This window comes from Dyadobacter flavalbus (genome assembly GCF_006149045.1).
Taxonomy (GTDB): Bacteria; Bacteroidota; Bacteroidia; order Cytophagales; family Spirosomataceae; genus Dyadobacter; species Dyadobacter flavalbus.
Genome location: NZ_VBSN01000032.1, coordinates 37,824 through 56,181 on the forward strand (window position 1 = coordinate 37,824; position 18,358 = coordinate 56,181).

General features: G+C 40.3%; 19 protein-coding genes. 15 read left to right on the forward strand and 4 right to left on the reverse strand.

Going from position 1 to position 18,358, the window contains the following annotated elements:
* Positions 1-691: 691 nt before the first annotated feature.
* The 6 genes from FEM33_RS10795 (at position 692) to FEM33_RS10820 (ending at position 7,065) form a co-directional block, all read left to right on the forward strand.
* On the forward strand, positions 692-1,357 hold the full coding sequence (locus FEM33_RS10795; protein WP_138279402.1) for an AAA family ATPase: 666 nt from the start codon (positions 692-694) through the stop codon (positions 1,355-1,357).
* Positions 1,332-1,628, forward strand: a complete 297-nt coding sequence (locus tag FEM33_RS10800; protein ID WP_138279401.1) for a hypothetical protein — start codon at positions 1,332-1,334, stop codon at positions 1,626-1,628. Before FEM33_RS10795 ends, FEM33_RS10800 begins: the two co-directional genes overlap by 26 nt.
* Positions 1,629-1,673: 45 nt before the next feature.
* Positions 1,674-2,603 carry a replication protein RepA gene (locus tag FEM33_RS10805; protein ID WP_138279400.1) on the forward strand — a complete coding sequence of 310 codons (930 nt, stop codon included), beginning with the start codon at positions 1,674-1,676 and terminating at the stop codon, positions 2,601-2,603.
* 403 nt (positions 2,604-3,006) lie between these two features.
* Positions 3,007-3,981, forward strand: coding sequence for a DUF8464 domain-containing protein (locus tag FEM33_RS10810; RefSeq protein ID WP_138279399.1), 975 nt, complete (start codon positions 3,007-3,009; stop codon positions 3,979-3,981).
* A 1,111-nt stretch (positions 3,982-5,092) separates the two neighbouring features.
* Entirely contained in the window at positions 5,093-5,641 is a 549-nt protein-coding gene (locus tag FEM33_RS10815; RefSeq protein WP_138279398.1) for a hypothetical protein, read from the forward strand.
* Positions 5,638-7,065, forward strand: coding sequence for a relaxase/mobilization nuclease domain-containing protein (locus FEM33_RS10820; RefSeq protein WP_138279397.1), 1,428 nt, complete (start codon positions 5,638-5,640; stop codon positions 7,063-7,065). Before FEM33_RS10815 ends, FEM33_RS10820 begins: the two co-directional genes overlap by 4 nt.
* An 807-nt stretch (positions 7,066-7,872) precedes the next feature.
* Here FEM33_RS10820 and FEM33_RS10825 read toward each other — a convergent pair.
* Both FEM33_RS10825 and FEM33_RS10830 read right to left on the reverse strand, forming a co-directional pair.
* Positions 7,873-8,661, reverse strand: a complete 789-nt coding sequence (locus FEM33_RS10825) for an SDR family oxidoreductase (protein WP_201747731.1) — start codon at positions 8,659-8,661, stop codon at positions 7,873-7,875.
* Between the two features lie 103 nt (positions 8,662-8,764).
* Entirely contained in the window at positions 8,765-9,658 is an 894-nt protein-coding gene (locus tag FEM33_RS10830) for a helix-turn-helix domain-containing protein (RefSeq protein WP_138279396.1), read from the reverse strand.
* Between the two features lie 185 nt (positions 9,659-9,843).
* Between FEM33_RS10830 and FEM33_RS10835 the strand changes: the two genes are divergently transcribed.
* The 6 genes from FEM33_RS10835 to FEM33_RS10860 all read left to right on the forward strand — a co-directional run bounded on the left by FEM33_RS10835 (position 9,844) and on the right by FEM33_RS10860 (position 14,587).
* A complete protein-coding gene (locus FEM33_RS10835; RefSeq protein WP_138279395.1) occupies positions 9,844-10,356 on the forward strand; it encodes an aldo/keto reductase in 513 nt (170 codons plus the stop codon).
* A gap of 171 nt (positions 10,357-10,527) precedes the next feature.
* On the forward strand, positions 10,528-11,511 hold the full coding sequence (locus FEM33_RS10840) for an aldo/keto reductase (RefSeq protein WP_138279394.1): 984 nt from the start codon (positions 10,528-10,530) through the stop codon (positions 11,509-11,511).
* 44 nt (positions 11,512-11,555) lie between these two features.
* A complete protein-coding gene (locus tag FEM33_RS10845) occupies positions 11,556-12,230 on the forward strand; it encodes a carboxymuconolactone decarboxylase family protein (RefSeq protein WP_374756425.1) in 675 nt (224 codons plus the stop codon).
* Between the two features lie 85 nt (positions 12,231-12,315).
* Positions 12,316-12,624, forward strand: coding sequence for a DUF1330 domain-containing protein (locus FEM33_RS10850; protein WP_138279392.1), 309 nt, complete (start codon positions 12,316-12,318; stop codon positions 12,622-12,624).
* Positions 12,625-12,713: 89 nt separating this feature from the next.
* Positions 12,714-13,472 (forward strand): SDR family NAD(P)-dependent oxidoreductase, encoded by a 759-nt coding sequence (locus FEM33_RS10855; RefSeq protein WP_138279391.1) that lies wholly within the window; start codon positions 12,714-12,716, stop codon positions 13,470-13,472.
* A gap of 14 nt (positions 13,473-13,486) precedes the next feature.
* A complete protein-coding gene (locus tag FEM33_RS10860) occupies positions 13,487-14,587 on the forward strand; it encodes an FAD-dependent monooxygenase (protein ID WP_138279390.1) in 1,101 nt (366 codons plus the stop codon).
* Between the two features lie 117 nt (positions 14,588-14,704).
* Here the strand turns inward: FEM33_RS10860 and FEM33_RS26335 are convergent, their stop codons facing one another.
* Positions 14,705-14,863 (reverse strand): hypothetical protein, encoded by a 159-nt coding sequence (locus FEM33_RS26335; RefSeq protein WP_161597103.1) that lies wholly within the window; start codon positions 14,861-14,863, stop codon positions 14,705-14,707.
* A 914-nt stretch (positions 14,864-15,777) separates the two neighbouring features.
* Between FEM33_RS26335 and FEM33_RS10865 the strand changes: the two genes are divergently transcribed.
* Positions 15,778-16,404 carry a chemotaxis protein CheB gene (locus FEM33_RS10865; RefSeq protein WP_138279389.1) on the forward strand — a complete coding sequence of 209 codons (627 nt, stop codon included), beginning with the start codon at positions 15,778-15,780 and terminating at the stop codon, positions 16,402-16,404.
* Between the two features lie 268 nt (positions 16,405-16,672).
* Here FEM33_RS10865 and FEM33_RS10870 read toward each other — a convergent pair whose 3' ends face one another.
* Positions 16,673-17,032, reverse strand: coding sequence for a response regulator transcription factor (locus FEM33_RS10870; protein WP_139012056.1), 360 nt, complete (start codon positions 17,030-17,032; stop codon positions 16,673-16,675).
* A gap of 133 nt (positions 17,033-17,165) precedes the next feature.
* Here FEM33_RS10870 and FEM33_RS10875 point away from each other — a divergent pair, with 133 nt between their 5' ends.
* Together FEM33_RS10875 and FEM33_RS10880 are read left to right on the forward strand one after the other, a co-directional pair.
* Positions 17,166-17,528, forward strand: a complete 363-nt coding sequence (locus FEM33_RS10875; RefSeq protein ID WP_139012057.1) for a response regulator — start codon at positions 17,166-17,168, stop codon at positions 17,526-17,528.
* Positions 17,529-17,531: 3 nt separating this feature from the next.
* Positions 17,532-18,044, forward strand: a complete 513-nt coding sequence (locus FEM33_RS10880) for a DUF892 family protein (protein WP_139012058.1) — start codon at positions 17,532-17,534, stop codon at positions 18,042-18,044.
* Positions 18,045-18,358: the final 314 nt, after the last annotated feature.

Sequence of the window (18,358 nt, forward strand, 5' to 3'; positions counted from 1 at the left end):
GGAAATTAGGTAAGAAGTAAGTTTTAGTACATTCAGCCTTCAAGGAAAAGTTCTTGATTAACTAATAATGGATTATAGACTTTTGTATACCGTGGAGGCATCGTTAAGCCTGCAATATGACATATTTTGGAAAGATCTAAGACAACCCAGTTATACCGGTTTTAGCAACTACTTTTAATTTGTAAAAGCTTCTTATCCTCTAAAAGGATAATTCCTAAAAATTAAGCATCACTTTCCTCAATTCATTGCTTTGCATTAATTATTATATTTGCTATTTACCAAAGCTTTAATATTTCTAAATCTATTTATTTTTAATAATTACTTTTTGGAAAATTAAGATTTTAAATATGGTTAATTATATCTTAATAATAATATATAAATTCTGATAATCAACCTATTAATATAAAGTAAATACTTGCGTTGTCTTATTTTTTAACGTTAATTTAAGCGTTTAATTTAGCGCTATAATTAACGTTTATAAATAGTATTTTTTAGCATTATAGTTAACGTTAATATAAGATTTGTTTTGATGTAATAATTAATGTTAATTTTAGCGCTATTTTAGTGTGAAAAATAACGTTAATTATAGCGTTGAAAATAACATTGATAAAAACATTATTTGTAACATGTTTTGCGATTTACAAATTAACATATATTTTGGCGCTAAATTTCATGTTTAAACTAACGTCTAATGATATTCACTACCGCAGGAGAAAAAGGTGGAAGTGGTCGCAGCACAATCGCTGAACATTTTACCGTGTGGCTATCCAAGCAAGATTTTGACGTGCTGCTAATTGATGCAGATGAGCAGGGTACAGCGAGCGATTTTACTGCTTGGAGAGAGCAGACCCTAGATGGAAACGTAGGCTATACACTGGTGCAACTTGTGGGTGCAAACCTTCGTAAACAAGTTGAAACAATGAAGTCAAAATATGACCATATTGTAATTGACACGGGAGGCCGTGATACAACTAGCCAGAGAGCTGCATTGTTTGTAGCTGACGTGGCAATCGTCCCAGTTCAGCCGCGCAGCCATGATATTTGGACATTAGCAAAATTCACGGAAATTTTGGACGAGATACAGTCAGGTCGTGCTACGCCTTTAACTGCATACACATTTTTAAACCGTGCTGATATTACAAGTTTAGATAATAGAGAGTCAGCAGAAGCTTTGGCAGGTTTAGAGCAAATGACTTTTGTTGATTGCGCAATAAAGAACCGAAAGGCATACCCAAATGCAGGTGCATCCGGATTGACCGTATTTGAAATGGGGGAGAAGTCAGATGCCAAAGCCATTAATGAAATTACAGAACTCTTTAAACGCATAAGCCATGTCAATATCCCTATCACCGCCTAAAAAAAAGGTTTCTGAACAACAAATTAATGCTATTATAAACAAAGGTGGAAAAACCACAGTCGAGAGCATTGATAAACCTCTGGATCCAAATTCCACAAAAAGCATTAAGTTAATTATGACAGTTGACGAAATGGAAATGATTAAAGAGCTACGAGACAGGCGTCCAGCTAAAAGTCGCAGCCGTAAAATCACTATTTCTGTCCACGATTGGGTTATTGAAGCTGTACAGGAAAAGATTGAACGTGAGCGCCGGAAATACAGCATACAATAAAGACGTTATTTAAAACATTATTTTTAACGTTAAAATTAATGCTAAATGGGTGCAAAAAAAACTCCTAAACCAAAGCCTGATGGAACATCTAAGGTGGCTGTACGACGGTCAAAGCTAATATATGATGCTTTCCAGGAAGAACCGGATGATCGTGAAATACTATTTCAAGCTGCCGCTATGTGTCAAGTGTTTTTGCCACGGCGTGAGCCATTGACACCACATGAGGTGTGGGAAACAGACAGCGGCAAATTTACTATGACAGTAATACCTTTGCCAGTAATCAATCCAGCTACGCATAAACAGGAATATCTGGGTCTGCCATACGGCACCAAGGCACGCATTATTCTTGCAAACTTGAATGCCATTGCCGTACAAAGCCAGAGTCGCATTATAGACGTCTCTAGCAACAATCTAACGCAGTTTGTGAAGGAAATAGGAATGACGGACGGAGGAAGCCAAATAAGTGCTGTACGCGATCAAATAGCCAGGCTATCTAATTCCATCATGCGGTTATCTTTTGATGGTGCAGAGTGGCAAGATAACACCAACATGCCAATTGTAAGTCGATTTACAGTTTTCAAGGGGTCGGAGAACCAGCAGCGTTGGCCTGAGCAGATTGAGCTGTCAGAGCAATATTTCACAAATCTGGTCGAACATGCTGTACCGTTGCCGAAGTTGCACCTTGCAGCCCTGAGCAATAACGCAACGGCTATTGACCTGTATTGTTTCCTTGCGCACCGTTTACATCGCATACCTAAGGGTAAACCGCAATTTCTAGCATGGAAAACACTAAAAGATCAGTTTGGCGGGGAATACACTCGGATGACTGATTTTAGGACAAATTTCAAGAAAACCTGGGATCTTGTTAGATGCCTGTATACTGATGCTCGGATTGAACAAAAAGGTACCAAAGGACTAATGCTTTACAATAGCCCAACACCTATACCAAAACAATTAGGAATATTCATTAACTAACTTGTAATCAACGTATTGTACGCAAAAGTGCGAGTAAATCACGGTATTGGCATTTATGAGCTGTTAATTTACTGATATTCAATGTGTTACATAGTATTTTTACGATAAAATCACGGTCTAAATGACTATAAATGTGGATAAGTATGTGGAAAACCCTGTGTAAAAGGCAGTTACGCACCGTGATTTTGTCGCAAAAGCGACCGTGATTTTGTCGTAAATACCACCGTGATTTTGTCCCACAACCCTTTATATAAAAACAATTAAATTTTTTCTATTATTAAGCAAAAAAATTGTGCAAAACTTATTTTGCTAATGAGGAAAGAAGTGATTGACAACTAAATAATTAGTTGTGTTATTTATTAAATTGCGCAAAAATTAAGCAGTAAGATTAAATTCATTTAAAATGAATGTAAGTGAAGCAAAGTCTATTCTACTTGACGAATTTCTTCAAAACCTTGGTTTTGCATGTGCCAAAGTATCAGAAGGACGAAAGTGGTACCATGCACCTTATAGAGAAGAGAATACTCCCAGTTTCGTACTAAGTCATGATCGATTTGCTTGGTATGATCACGGAGAGGGTAGGGGAGGAAGTATAATTGAGCTGGCCATGAGATTTGGTGATCTACGTAATGTTTCGGAAGTTCTAAGTTATATTGAGCGCATTATGGGCAATAAACACATCATGCCTATCACTAAGCAAGAGTATAAGCAAATTAACCAAGAATCACCTTTTTACGAGTTAATCACGGTAAGTAATTTTCATGCTTATGTTGGCCGCGGAATGTCCAAGGAAGCACAATATCTACTTAGCAGATGCATAAGCCCAGATGCTATCATGCCATACATTAAAGACGTTAAATTTAACGCTAGAAATGACGTTAAAAAATCCTATACCGGCTTTGGCATACGTAACAATGAAGGCGGCTTTGAAGTCCGATTTGATCGGGGTAGGGGATATGAGAAAGTTACAGTTGGAACGAAAGCTGTAAGCTTTTTCCCATCAACAGTAAAAGGCTCTGCAAATGGTACTCTGCATATTTTCGAAGGCATGCCCGATTTTTACACTTACCTTACTTGGAACAGTAAAAAACAAAATTCTATCAACCCGGCATCACAGAGTTATTTAATTCTTAATGGTACCGGAATGATAAATCAGGCAATTAAATTATTACAAGATCACCATTTTGCCTTCGTTGCTATTTGGTCACAATATGGTAAGGGTGGTTGTCAGATGGAAGAAGCACTGCTAGCATATTTCTCCAAGATCAATTGCACAGTAGGCACTACAAAGGACATGTACGCTCCACCATCTGACATACTGGAAGATCAGTTAAGTAAGTGGGATTTCAATGCTTGGTATGTAACACAAAACAGTTGATATGTCAAACGGTCACAATTCCCTATTTAGGCCAAAAGTAAAATAGAAACAATAATTTACTAAAATAGAAGTAATTTGATTATAGCAGTTTCCTTGCCATCTACATTTCTCAAGCGGCTTACAGGCGACCCGGTTTGAATTTATCTCTGCTATCCCTTTTGCTTATAACCATTGGCTGGGGAAATACGCCTGTAATACAGATCCGAATCTTAGCGATTATGGTTTACAGCCCTTAAGAAAGCCAAAACTAAATACTTGGTTTGTTAACACCTTCTTCTCGCCCATTTGTAAAAAAAACTCATTATGAAAAGTCGAAATTCACATAATCGCACATAGCTTTTGCAGTTACATAATTGGAGACCGGCAAACTAAGCTAGTAGAATTTTACTAGGGTATGTTCGCGTTGTTAAATAGTAAAACAATCATATTACGGCCACTACAATGTTACTTCGAGAAGTAGTTTGCCATATGGAAAAATTAATGTCCAATACATCTCCCCACAATTTTACTTTTTCCTTTGCTTGTGACTAGTTTACTTCATAATATCTATGAGTGGAATTATTTGGGTTTGGACAAAAGACTTAAAAGTTTCTATTTCTAATTTGGTTCTTTTGATTTTTCCTAACTGTTGCGAATTTATATATCAAAATTTTTTTATTTTATGCTATTAGAATAGTTCAATAATTTAATCTTTTATAATTTAAGTACACGCATGATACATGCATAGTACACGTATAGTACGTGCATCTACGCATTTTGAAGAATATCGCGAGTAAATTTTTCTTCTGCCTAAATTAAAGTACATGCATAGTACTTGTAAAGTACCGGCATGTATCATTGTTTATTATGCGAAAAAGAGTTTGATCAATCTGACTAGCTTCATTACTTATTTTTGTTCAATTTTCGAGTCGGTTTCTATTTCGAGAAGGATATTTTATTACAAGAGGTATTAATCGAAGACATTTTTTAAGGTACTTTTGCTTACACTTTTTAGAATCGTAATAGCAAGCTATGTTTTCACCCGGCAAAAATCACTCTACGTTTCATTTCCCCCGTCTGAAAACCGCTTGCCCTGTGGGAGTCAATTCGCCCTACGGCTCATTGTAGAAAAATGGAAAAGAAAGAAAGAGTCAAAAAAGCAGGCAGACCTAAGCTGGCCGCCAACCAGGTGAGAGTAAAAGTAACGCTGATGCTAACGCCTGATGAGATCGCTAAGTTGAAAGCTGAACATGAAGGGTACCCAGTTGACTTTACTGTTTTTTGCAGAGAGAAACTGCTTAACCGGGAATCAAAGATATTGCGCCGGCCAATTCCGGAAGATGTCAAAGCTGAAATGAGCAACATTCTTCGTATGGCAGGAAGTGTTCTTTTGCTTGCAAAAAATACATCATCGGACACTGTGATCTCGGATGAATTTCGGGAGATGGCGGCTGGTCTTAAACGGATGGTTCAACGGGCTGACTTTTCGATCAATGAAATGGTACTCAGCCAAAGCCTGATTGCCAGTATTGTTTCCTTATTTACCAAAATTGAAAAATTGGTCAATAAGCTCGATAGAGGCTCAGAACCTGTGGTCGAGGTTGATCTACTGCTGCAAAAAATCAAGGAAAAGCTGCTGCCTTTTACTGATATGTATAATCTTACGAGTGAGTTAAAATGATTGGAAAAATTGGCAAATCGGGTGGTGATTTTTTGAACGCTTTGATCTATTGTAAATATGATCGAAGAAGCGTTGATGAAAACGGGAATTTGAAAATCCGGGGTGAGCTGGTTTATTTTCAAAACATCAATGCATTGGAATTGTATGGTCCTGACATAGACCTTAATTACATCGCTGATGAACTACATGCTGTCGCTGACCAAAACACCCGCACAAAAAGCCCTGTTGCGCATATTAGCTTTTCTTTCCCACCCGGTGAAAGCCCATCCAATGAAGTCCTGCAAAATATCGTGAAGGATTATGCAAAGGAATTTGGACTGAAAGAGAATGGACTTGCTGTTTATAAGCATGTTGACAAAGAACATGAGCACATCCATATTATAGCAAACAAGATCAATGAGCTGGGCAAGAATACGGTTTCAACCAGTTATGATTTCTTGGATATGGGCCATTTTTCCAGAAAGATGGAGAACAAGTATGGCCTTCAATCCACCAAACAAATGGACAGCTTATTGATTGATGGCAAAACAGAACGAAAAAGCAACCCAATCCATGCCCAATTGAGAAACCATTTAGATCAGATGATCCCCGAATCAGAAGACTTGGAATCCTTATGTGTGAAGCTTTTACAAAAGGGTTTTAAGACCAAAAGGGGCAACGGCATTACCTTTATTCAGAAGTCGTCAGGTGTTGTTATCAAAGGGTCTGATCTGGGACGAGCATATTCCAAACTCAATCTTGAAAAAAGAATAACTGGAAGCTACTTACCTGATGATAAGTTTGGTATAGATAATCCAAAGACCACTGAAAAGGATAAATTGAAACAATTGGTTAAAAGTACAGCGCCTGTTTCTAAAACATTCCCTGATTTTATAGCCGCTTTAAACCGAGAAGGTTATGGCGTTCAAACGAAAGACATGATCAACAAAAAGTCTGGAAAGCCTTTTACAAGTATTCTCTTCACTAAGAATTTCAGTATCCCGGATGAAAATAATGCTGAGTTGCCAATCCGGAACTTAAAAATGATCACAGGAGCGCAGCTTGATCCTGAGTTTAAATATGCTGTCATCAAGAGTAATTTAAATAAAGGAACCTGGGACGATCTCGGACACGGTTCTCCATTTACGAAATCTACGGTCAAACCTGAAATCGAAAAACCACTGATTGACAAACCGAACAAATCTACCCCTGAAACTTCCAGCAGTGCAGGAAGCGCAGGATTAGACTTTGCAATTGAAAGGCTGCTAACCAGCAATAATGCAGGACAAGTTGAAGCTGATTCAGCTAAGTCTCGTGGGAAAATTGCAGTAGAAGTGAAGCGCAACGCATCTGGTTATGAAAATGAGTTTGGAACACGAGGACTGGAAGAAATGAAAGAAGAAAAGAAGAAAAATCTTCGTACAAAACCGAAGAAAAAGCTTTAAAAGTGATACGCCGTCAATTCAAGAAAAAGTAAACCATTTTCAACAGAAAACAGTCTCTAGATCCTAGAAACAGAATTGTTCTTCAAGGATTCTTTGTCTTATTTCCAAGTTAAACCTTTTAAGGAAATACGAAAATGAATTTGCTTTATGTGAGAGGACAATGAGTTAAAGGAAACTTTTATTGCTTGATACTTAACTATAACAAGTCCAAAGAGCTAGACGAAATACTTATTATATGAGAGATTTTGGCTGTCGAGAATACTACATGTAAGGTTTTTTGGTACAACTCACAGCTAGATATCTGTCTTTTGATGAAGGAAGCCTTAAAGTTGGTAAAGCATCAATTGCTAATTCCCTAAAATTGCATCCATCCGGCAGCTGGTAGGTTTCGCAAAGAAGTAACATTTATTTACAATTTTGTTTTTAATCATGGTTCGTGAAAACCGTGGTTTTATATGTTAATGCCCGGAATTTAGTCGGAGAACTTAAAGCACTTTTAATGAGTCACTTACTTGGTTTATAGTTCATTTAACAAAGGCTTATGTCGGGTTTTAATGTAATTTGTATTCTAATCAATTGTAAGGTTTGATAACAAGAGAAGTTATAGAGATTCGTAGGGACAGAGCGAGAAAGACAAAAGCCTTTGCAGGTACAAATGTTGCTAGTGTCACTAAGAAGTAGGTCAAGTGCTTTTGTATTTATTTGATCCCTTCTGGATAACTTCTTTGCTTGATCAACAAACTGTTGCTACTAGTACACGAATGCCCGGTCTGTAAGCGCCGGGCATCTGTGTACTAGTACTAAAACTTAATTTTTCCCTGCATAAACCATTGTCTGTCCACCATCTACGGTCAATTCAATCCCTGTGATAAAGCTGCTGGCTTCGGAGGCCAGAAATACAACAGCATTTCCCATGTCCTGGCTCGTACCCACACGTCCAGCCGGTATTTCGGTGGTCACACGGTCAACATAATCCTGGACCTGCTGCTCTGACATTCCTTGCTCGGTACGATAGCCTTCTGTGGGGACCACCCCAGGGCTCAGGGCGTTCACCCTAATCCCTCTGTCTTTTAAATCTGTGGTCCAGCTTCTTGCAAATGAACGCACAGCGGCCTTGGTGGCAGCATATATACCGAAGCCTTCAAGCCCCATGTAGGCAGTAATGGAGGCATTCAGAATAATTGAGCTGCCATCATTCAGGATAGGTAACATGCTTTGGACTGTAAAGACTACACCTTTCACATTGACATTGTAGGTCTTGTCCAGATACTCTTCGGTAACTTCTCGTAGTGGAACAGGGTTACCGCCTCCTGCATTAGCGAAAACAATATCCAGAGATCCTTTTTCAGTTTTGATGATCGCCGCTACGTCTTCCATTTCTTTCTTGCTGGTTACATCTGCCCGTATGGCCCTTGCGTTTTGACCAAGCTGAGCCAATGCTTCATCCAACTGCTGCTGCCTGCGAGCGGTAATATAAACGAATGCACCGGCCTCTATCAGTGATTTAGCCGCGCCGAAACCGATCCCTGAATTACCTCCTGTAACCAGGGCTACTTTTCCTATTAAAACCTGAGTTTCCATTTGATTATTTTCCATTTGATTATTTTTGATTTGATCTTTGAGATGTCTGTTTAACATCACAAAATTAAATCATCAATCTGGATGGTTTTGAATGTAATCAAATCAAAAAGTATAATAATCAAACTTGTGCTGTTACTGCGTTTTTTGTCCTGAAGGACTTGGGGACAGCCCCGGTTATTTTTTTAAAATGATTATTAAAGTATGTCGGATATTCAAACCCCAGGGCGTATGCAATTTCAGCTATACTCCATTCTGTGTGTTGGAGTAATGCTTTGGCTTCCGTTGCGATGCGTTCGGCAATATGAACGGTCGTGGGTTTACCAGTAATCTCTTTAACGGATTTGTTCAGGTAGTTTACGTGAACATTCAATTGGCTGGCAAATTGCTGCGCAGTCCTGATTTTGATGGGGTCATTGATGCTTTCAATTGGGAACTGGCGCTCTAATAGTTCCAGAAAAAAGAATGCCACCCGGGAAGCCGCATTTTTGTTCTTCACCAAATGATCCTGCGGGTTCATTTTAAGTGCCTCCTGTATAATAAGATGTAAGTAACTGCGAACCAGGTCGTCCTTATGCGCATAATCTGATTCTTGTTCTGCCAGTATTTTTTGAAATATCATGATCAGAAACGCTGTTTGCTGCTCGCTAACAGCCACCACCGGAGAGTTTGCCAGTTTGAATAAAGGTGATTCATGGTGGCTGCCCGGACGGTCACTGAGTTTTAAAAACTCTTCTGAGAACAGGCAGGCATAGCCTGTCATCATTTCAGATTGGATATGCGAAGAATATGGGATATGGGGGTTTCCAAAAAACAGGAAAGTGTCATCTATATCAATACTTCGGTCTGCATAATTCAGTAAAGTATGGCCGCTGATCAGGCATACCTTATAAAAATCCCTGCGACCATAAATTGGGATCGGATGCACCTTGGTTTCTACTTCGTAGGCTTTAAAGCCTTTTAATTGCAGGTCACCTATTGGATATGCTGCCAGTTCAGCTACTTTCTCGTTCATGATACAAAGTTAACATAATCAAATCTAAATTGCTGAGCGTGTATGCTTGTTTTTATGTACGCGTTTTTTAAATGGTGAATTCAAAGGTGATTTGATTATTATACTTTTCGGTTTGATTGTCTAAAAAAACCCTTTGCTTTTAGTCAGACCTTTGTATTCGTCAAACAAGCAAGCAAGAAACAATTATGAAAACAGTCAGATTAAATAATGGAGTTCAGATGCCCATCCTGGGATTAGGCGTATTCCGGGTGTCTGACCCACAACAGTGTGAAAAAAGTGTATACGAAGCAATCAACGCCGGTTATCGGCTGATTGATACCGCCGCAGCCTACGAGAACGAAGAAGCAGTTGGCAGGGGTATAAAGAAAAGCGGTGTTGAGCGTCAGGAGCTTTTTATAACTACCAAACTTTGGGTTCAGGATGCAGGATATGAAAGCACAAAAGAGGCGTTTGCCAAATCATTGAAAAAATTACAACTGGACTATCTGGACCTTTACCTGATCCATCAGCCATTCGGTGATATTTATGGTTCCTGGAAAGCAATGGAAGAACTCTACAAGGAAGGGAAAATCAGGGCCATTGGGGTGAGTAACTTTTATCCCGACCGATTGGCCGACCTAATGGTACATCATGAGATTGTTCCAGCGGTAAATCAAATTGAAACACACCCGTACTGGCAACAAGTTGAAGGACAGTAATATTTGAAAGAAAGTAACATTCAAATCGAATCCTGGAGCCCATTTGCACAAGACAACCAGATTTTCGATCACCATGATCCCGTCAGAGTTAAATTCCTGAGTGGGCACCGTTTTAATAATTAAGCAAAAATTCATCATAAACAGATCAAATAACATTTAAAAGCAATCACTATGAAAATTAGAAAATTAGGAAGTCAGGGTTTAGAAGTTTCAGCCGTTGGCCTGGGTTGTATGGGAATGAGCTTTGGCTATGGCCCTGCCGCAGATAAAGATGATATGATCAAATTGATCCGTCATGCCGTCGAAAAAGGAGTGAGCTTGTTTGATACGGCAGAAGTGTATGGCCCCTTTGCCAATGAAGAGCTGATTGGAGAGGCTTTGGCCCCATTCGGCCACGAGGTTAAAATCGCCACCAAGTTCGGTATTACAATACAAGATGGGAAACAGACCATGGATAGCCATCCTGATACGATCAGAAAGAGCATTGAAGGTTCATTAAAACGCCTAAAAAGGGATGCTATTGACCTTTATTATCAGCACCGTGTCGATGTGAATGTTCCAATGGAAGATGTCGCTGGTACTGTCAGGGAGTTAATTCAAGAAGGTAAAGTAAAATATTTTGGTATGTGCGAGGCAGGCGCAGATTCTATCCGCAAGGCCCATGCTGTTCAACCTTTGAGCGCTTTGCAAAGTGAATTCTCTTTATGGTGGAGAGAGCCGGAAGAGACGATCATACCTACGCTAGAGGAATTGGGTATTGGCTTTGTGCCGTTTAGCCCGCTTGGTAAAGGCTTTTTAACGGGCAAGATCACAGAAGATACTGTATTCTCTGACAAGGATGTACGCGGAAATTTTCCACGCTTTCAAAAGGAAGCCATTGAAGCCAACCAGGCCCTGATCGATCTGATTGGTAAGATTGCCAAAGATAAGGATGCAACCCCTGCACAGATCGCAATCGGCTGGGTTTTGGCACAAAAACCTTGGATTGTTCCAATTCCGGGAACGACCAAAGTCCACCGTTTGGAAGAAAACCTTGGTGGTGTTGACGTTGAATTATCTGCTGCAGACCTGAAAGAGATTGAAGAGACTGCCGCCCAAATCAAAATTGTCGGCGACCGTTACCCGGCAGCCATGCAAAAAAGCATCAACCGCTAATTAAAAATGAAGGCTCCGCTATCAGCGGGGCCTTTAAAAATAGTATCATGGAAAATTCAAATCAAAAACTCGATTCCAGGCAGCAGCATCTGGTAAATATATCGGCCTTCACCTCTAAAAGCGATGTGGCGAATCTGAGAGTGGCTTTAAATGAAGCCCTGAATGCAGGTTTGACGATTAATGAAATCAATGAAGTGTTGGCGCATTTGTATGCTTATGTGGGCTTCCCACCAAGTATCCGGGGCATACATTTGTTCAAAGAAGTCGTCGCAGAAAGGCAAGCCAACGGCATCAAAGATCAGCAGGGCCGGGAAAGTACACCTGTTGTAGAAGATACTACAACCTACGAAAGGGGCGAGGAAGCCCAGATGATCGTAACAGCCATGAGTGCTGAGCAATTAAAAACCTTATTTGCCTTTAATCCACTGATCGACGTATTCTTAAAAGAACACCTGTTTGCAGATATTTTCGACAGGGATATTTTAAGTTATACAGACCGCGAAATTGTGACGGTATCTTCACTAGCAAGCGTGCAGGATCCCTTTGTGCGCTCACACATCGGGGGAGCTTTAAACGTTGGGGTCACCCCACAGCAATTAGAGCAGGTATTTGATATCATACGAGGTAAGATCGGAAAACAGCAGGCAGATACAGCTGACAAGGTACTAGCCGAAGTAATAGAATCAAGAAGTAATTGTAATGGACCTGGCAATAATTAATTACCGCCAGCCAGTGGCCTAAGCTCAGTTTGCATTTACCAGATCTGCCTTCAACCACAAACGCTAAAATTAACAAACAACACGTATGGAAAACCAATCACCGGCCAAAGGCTATCTCATTGCCACATTTACCATTCATGATCAGGCCACCTTTCAGAAATATGTGGAAGCGGGAGGGCACCTGGCAGCAAAGTTCAATGGAAAAGTTATTCTATTTGACGCCAATCCAAAAATAGTTGAAGGTAAATCAGAAGCAATCATCGCGTTAATGGAGTTTGCAACTGCTTCGGATGCTGAGCGGTTTTACAATTCCCCGGAGTATACAGCGGCAAGACAATTTCGTATTTCAGCAACAACAAGTACAATTATTCTGGCAGAAGGGCTAGCACAATAGAGGTAACGATTAAGGTCTTGAGAATTCATATTTAGAATGATCAATTAGGACAAGAGCACTGCCCGCATCAAGAAAGTTATAATAAAAATATGACGAGAATATTCATCACCGGATCAGCTGACGGTTTAGGTAAATTGGCCGCAACCGCACTGATCAACCAGGGCCATCAGGTAGTTTTACACGCACGTAATCAAAAGCGTGGCCAGGATGCATTGACTCAAATCAATGGCGCTCAAACCGTATTGACCGCTGATTTGTCGAGCATAGCTGAAACAAAAAATCTGGCAGCCCAGCTCAATGATATGGGCCGCTTTGATGCTGTTATTCATAACGCAGGACTGTACCAGGTATCGAATCTGGACCTAAGTGTTGATGGTCTGCCCTTGCTGCTTGCTGTGAATACCATTGCGCCCTACATTTTGACCAGTTTGATGTACAAGCCCGAAAGACTGATCTATTTAAGCTCAGGCATGCATTTGCAAGGTGACCCTACTTTCAAGGGTTTAGCGGCAGCCAAGCCCAGGGTTTCATATTCAGATTCTAAGCTGCACAACCTTATTTTGGCAAAGGCTGTTGCCCGGAAATGGTCAAAAGTTTATTCCAACGCCGTAGATCCGGGTTGGGTGCCCACCAGGATGGGCGGCGCGGGTGCACCTGATGATTTGGAAAAAGGGTATCAAACACAAGTTTGGCTTGCGGCAAGCAATGAGGCCAAAGCGCTGGTAAGCGGCCGCTATTTTCATCATAAGCGCCCGGAGAATTATTTATCAAAATCAAATGATGTTAGCATCCAGGAACAATTCCTTCACCTGTGTGAGCTGATAAGCGGTGTGAGCTTTCCATCATAAAGTCATTGGAGCAAATGAATAAGCAAGTTGTAAAAAGCGATATGTCTGTCGTTGTAGTTGGCGCATCCCTGGCTGGTTTGATGATGGGGATTGCGCTTGCAAAGGCTGGGATGAAGGTTACTATTTTGGAGCGGGTTGGTACCAAGCCACGAAGTGGCGCGGTACTTCAGGTAGATAGTGGCGAGAGGGACAATTCTGCCACGGCAAAATCATTAAGAAAGCTCGCTTCGGGTGGATTGCGGTCGGCTCAGGCCTGGTCTTCTATACAATCCCGGCTTCATGCAGCAGCACTTGATGATGCCCGTATTGAATTAATCTATGATACCCCCATAAGGGGTGCTGACCAGAATGATGAAATGGCTTGGGTGGTTACTGATACAGGTAAAATATTCAGTGGTGATATCGTGATTGGTGCTGACGGGCACCGCAGTATAGTTCGTAGAATGGTAGCACCACAAAAGCCCAATGCTACCTTCGCAGGTTATATGATCTGGGTAGCTATATTAAACGAACAGGATATTGCTGAGAAATATTGGCCTGATGCCGATATGGCCGTCAGTATGCCCGATGGTATAGGTGATTTCTTGCTTGGTTCTGTCATCCAGGGTGCAGGTGGCTCCCGTAAGCGTGGAGAAAGAAGATTGGGTTGGGCATGGTATGATAACACACGTAATCACTTGCTACGTGAACTGGGCTGCGTTAGAGGTTCACTTGTGCATCATTCATTAATCGGAACAGACATTCCCGGGCATACACTGACCGAATTAGCAGATCAAGCCAGAGAAAGATGGCCACAGCCCTGGTTGGCAGCAACGCTTCATAGTATTCAAACACGCGCCCTAACAGCAATACCTGTATCAGAATATGTTCCTAACCAACTTGTCAACAAACGTATAGCCATAACCGGCGACGCTGCCCACGTGCTTACTCCCATAAGCGCTGCCGGATTTAACGCATCCCTACTAGATGCTGCTACGTTAACGGATTGTATTCTCCAACAGTCTGGCCTTTATGATCCTGTATCAGCTTTGTCACGCTATGAATCACTGCGGTTAAAACCAGTGCAGCAAATGGTACAGTCAGGACAATCCTTCAGCCGATCCTTCGGCAGATAATATGGAATGAGGTTAGTCTTAATTTTGAAAGCGTACAATCAATCGTTATTCCAGTACTACGATGTCTCATTTACTTATCATGCCAAAATCCACGGGGATACAAGAAACTCCAAATGTTTACTTCATTCGCTGGTTTCTTATCTCATTGATAATGTACCAGGACAGCCTTACTGCTTCCTTTAACTTATTGCTGTTTTCAAGTAGCTGCTTTCTGTATTCTCTGGATTGTGCGATAAAACGCCTGATTTCGATCACAACAGATGGAAAATTTTTCATTTAGAAGTCGTAATTACAAAAATTGGGTGGGCTTCTAAAAATTCATGCCGATTGGAACCAGTATTTCTTTGAAGTAATAGCCGGGAAAAGTTTTAAGTTAGTTGTCTGTATCCCACAGGATGAATCTTGCTCAACTATCCCAATAACCGAGAATTGGCTTATCACAACACTATTTGAATTTCGTAAACCAATCCTATTTCATTGGTTCATGATGATAATAGATATTATCTATGGGTCAAACCACAGAAATTAATCGGTAGTATTTACGAAAAAATACTAAAATCTAAGATACAGCTTCTCAGAAGTAAATAGGAAAGAATATATACAGTAAATGTAGCGCGCGGGGGGAGGTAAAGCATAGAAATGAGGAATGCATTAAAATACCGTTACAATGAGGCCGGCATACTTGAAGGATACAATTACAACAGCTTTTTCAAATCAGAACCACAGACTGTTGATGCGGTCTCTCAAGCTGTCTTGCCATTGTTGCACAACTGCTAATTTCTCCATTATAAGCTTGTTTTTGATCTTTAAAGTTATTAGCCGATTTTCCAGCAAAAGGAAGTATTCCCGGGAGAATTTATAAGATACTTCAATGTAATACGAGGCTTGCTGTGGATGTTCCAATGTTTGCTGTCCAGGAGTGGCTAGACCGGATAGCTCTGAACAGGGCGGAGAAGAAACTCAGATTAAACTGATTAGATGTAAGTTAGCAACATTTCAGCAATAAACAATTTATATCAGTCCTTACTTTTCATTCTGAGCTTATCCCCCAGATTATTAAAGTTGCTGTTCATACGTAATCAGAAAAGACCTTCTATTTATCTGGTCTTGTCAGGCCATATTTGTTGATCCGTGCGTGTTCAACCACATTACTTTCAGCAGCCTTGTAATTTTTAGGATAAAAGGGTATTTTGCAAAGCAGCGCTTTGAAACTTTATTTATTAATTTCCATGGGCAATCCTAAAAAACTGTTTATCGTAGCGATCGGCTTTTCGGCCGGTGGGAGACAGGACCTGTATGATTTCTTTTCTTATCTGCCCAAACTGCCTAATGCTGCTTTCATCATTTTACAGCACCTGAGCCGCGACCATCAAAGTCTTGCAGACGTTTTGCTTGAGCCTAATACCAACCTACCCGTTAGCTGGGCTGCAGATCAGGACCTTGTCGAAGCCAATCATATCTACCTGTTAGCGCCCAACAAGCTGATGACCATACACAATGGCTATTTGCAAACCCGCGACCGGAACCCGCAAGACAAAAGTAACTGGGCAATAGATGTTTTTTTTAACTCCCTGGCCGATAATTCGGCAGCCATGGCAGTCGGGGTCATTCTTTCCGGTACGGGCTCTGATGGTGCCAATGGAGCTGTGCGTATCCATGAGCATGGCGGTGTTGTACTTGTACAGGATCCAGGCACTGCCTTGTTTGATGGTATGCCTGTGTCTGCTATTTTAAAAGACAGCCCGGATGAAATATTGCCCCCTCGCAAACTGGCCTATGCACTTACAGACTATTTACTGGCCCGGCAAACACTGTAATGAGCCTTAAACCCATATTTTTATTCGAGTCAATACAAGTAAGCAAAAGGAGCTATGAATCGGTGCTTAGGTCTAGCTCTTGGGCGAGATGTTAGATTACTCGGTTTTGGTTAACTAGTAACAAGTTATCATTTCTTACTAAAATGCTACCTAAAGGACAAACCGGCTGTTTTGCAATTTTGTCCAACTGTTCAGGGGCCAAGACACATTTGGGTAAAGTAAAAAACGTATTAATGCGTTCCAACTTAATGTAATTTTTTTAAGTATCCTATGAAAGATACCGGTTTACCTGAAATAGCAGAACCATCATATCGTATGGCTTTGTCAGGTACATGTCAGCATTGCATTCACGAGCAATTTTGGGTAAATTGTACTCACCTGAGCATAAAACGATTGGAAGTTTTTCATTTTTGGGGTCGGCTTTCAACTCCTTGCAAAGTTCCGCTCCTTTGGCAGCCCCTTTTATTCTCACGTCCAGTAAAATTAAGTCGGGATGTAGGACACTGATATGGTCTTTATCTAATGCTGTCTGGGAAAAAATGGCCTCGTGCCCTGAATCACGGAAAACGATTTTCAAAAGTTCCAAAATGTCTTGATCGTCTTCAATGATCAGTATTCTCTTCTTCATAAAATAGGCACTTCAAAAGTGGTGGAATTTACTGCAAACATGCCTTTCATTCGTACAAATAAACTATGCCACAAACAAAGATTATTGGCACAGTAATTTTCCACCCATAGATTTCTTAATCCAGTTCTATGCCATGAAGAGAATTTTAATAGTGGAGGATGATGGTGACATGATAGAACTTTTCAGTATCGTTTTTCGTAACTCTGGTTATGACGTAACAATCTCTAATAGAGCACTTGAAGTGGCCGATATTATCGTGCTTAAGCCAAACTTGATTTTGCTTGATGTGACACTAAAAGGCTCACCCATGTCAGGAGCAGCAATTTGCAGAGAATTAAAAAGCAACCTAGCCACGCAAGACATTCCCGTAATTTTAATCTCCGGTGAACCAAATCTGGCAAAAATGGCTAAACTTTGCAATGCAAACACTTATCTGGCCAAACCATTAAACATGCTAAAGCTGCAGATAATGGTAAACAAATATCTTATTAAATGAGCTATGCGAGAACATGACGGAATTAATGTGACCAGGGTTGATCTTGAAGAATTTTTTCTTCATTACCTAAACAAAATCTATACTGCTAAAACATTATTGGTTGAAGACCTCCCTAAACTAATGAACAATGCTCACTTCTCGGATTTGCGAGAAGCAATGGATCATACTATTGATGAAGTTAAGCAGCAAATAGCAAGAATGGATAAGATCTATGAAGCTTTGACCATTGTGCATGCCAAGATTCATTCGAAAGGGCTAAAAGGCCTGATTGAGGATTCTTTCGGTGAGATTAAAATGCATAGTGGCAATCCGGAATTAAGGGATATGTCGATCTTGTTTTATCTTCATTGCATTGAAAGTATCGAAACGGCCTCATTTCAAATACTTGAAATGGCCTCTGTTAAAATTAAGAATAGCCAGGTAAAAGAATTAATACGGCAGAATTACCAAGACTCAAAGGCTGATAAAACCTTATATCTGCTGATTAGTGCCAAGTATATCTATACGGTCAATTAATAGGAAACGTACGTAGCTAATTATGTTATGGTGTGTGAAAGTTCTACACAATCTACCGTGTAGCGGTTTAAATTAATCAACCTGAAGGTAAAATTGGCTATCAGGATCAGCACTGGCATTTTAATCATTCCAGTAGATTCTGATTAATCTTTACCTACCAGTTTTGAAAGGTAAAGTTAATGCATAATTTGAGACTGTAAATTGAACTGTGTCACCTCTTAGTTTGATTAAGGGGAAAAATAAGTAAATTAGTTTAACTTATAGACACGATGAAGACAAACGAATCCTTCGATTTTCAGCGCTTCAAAGAAGAA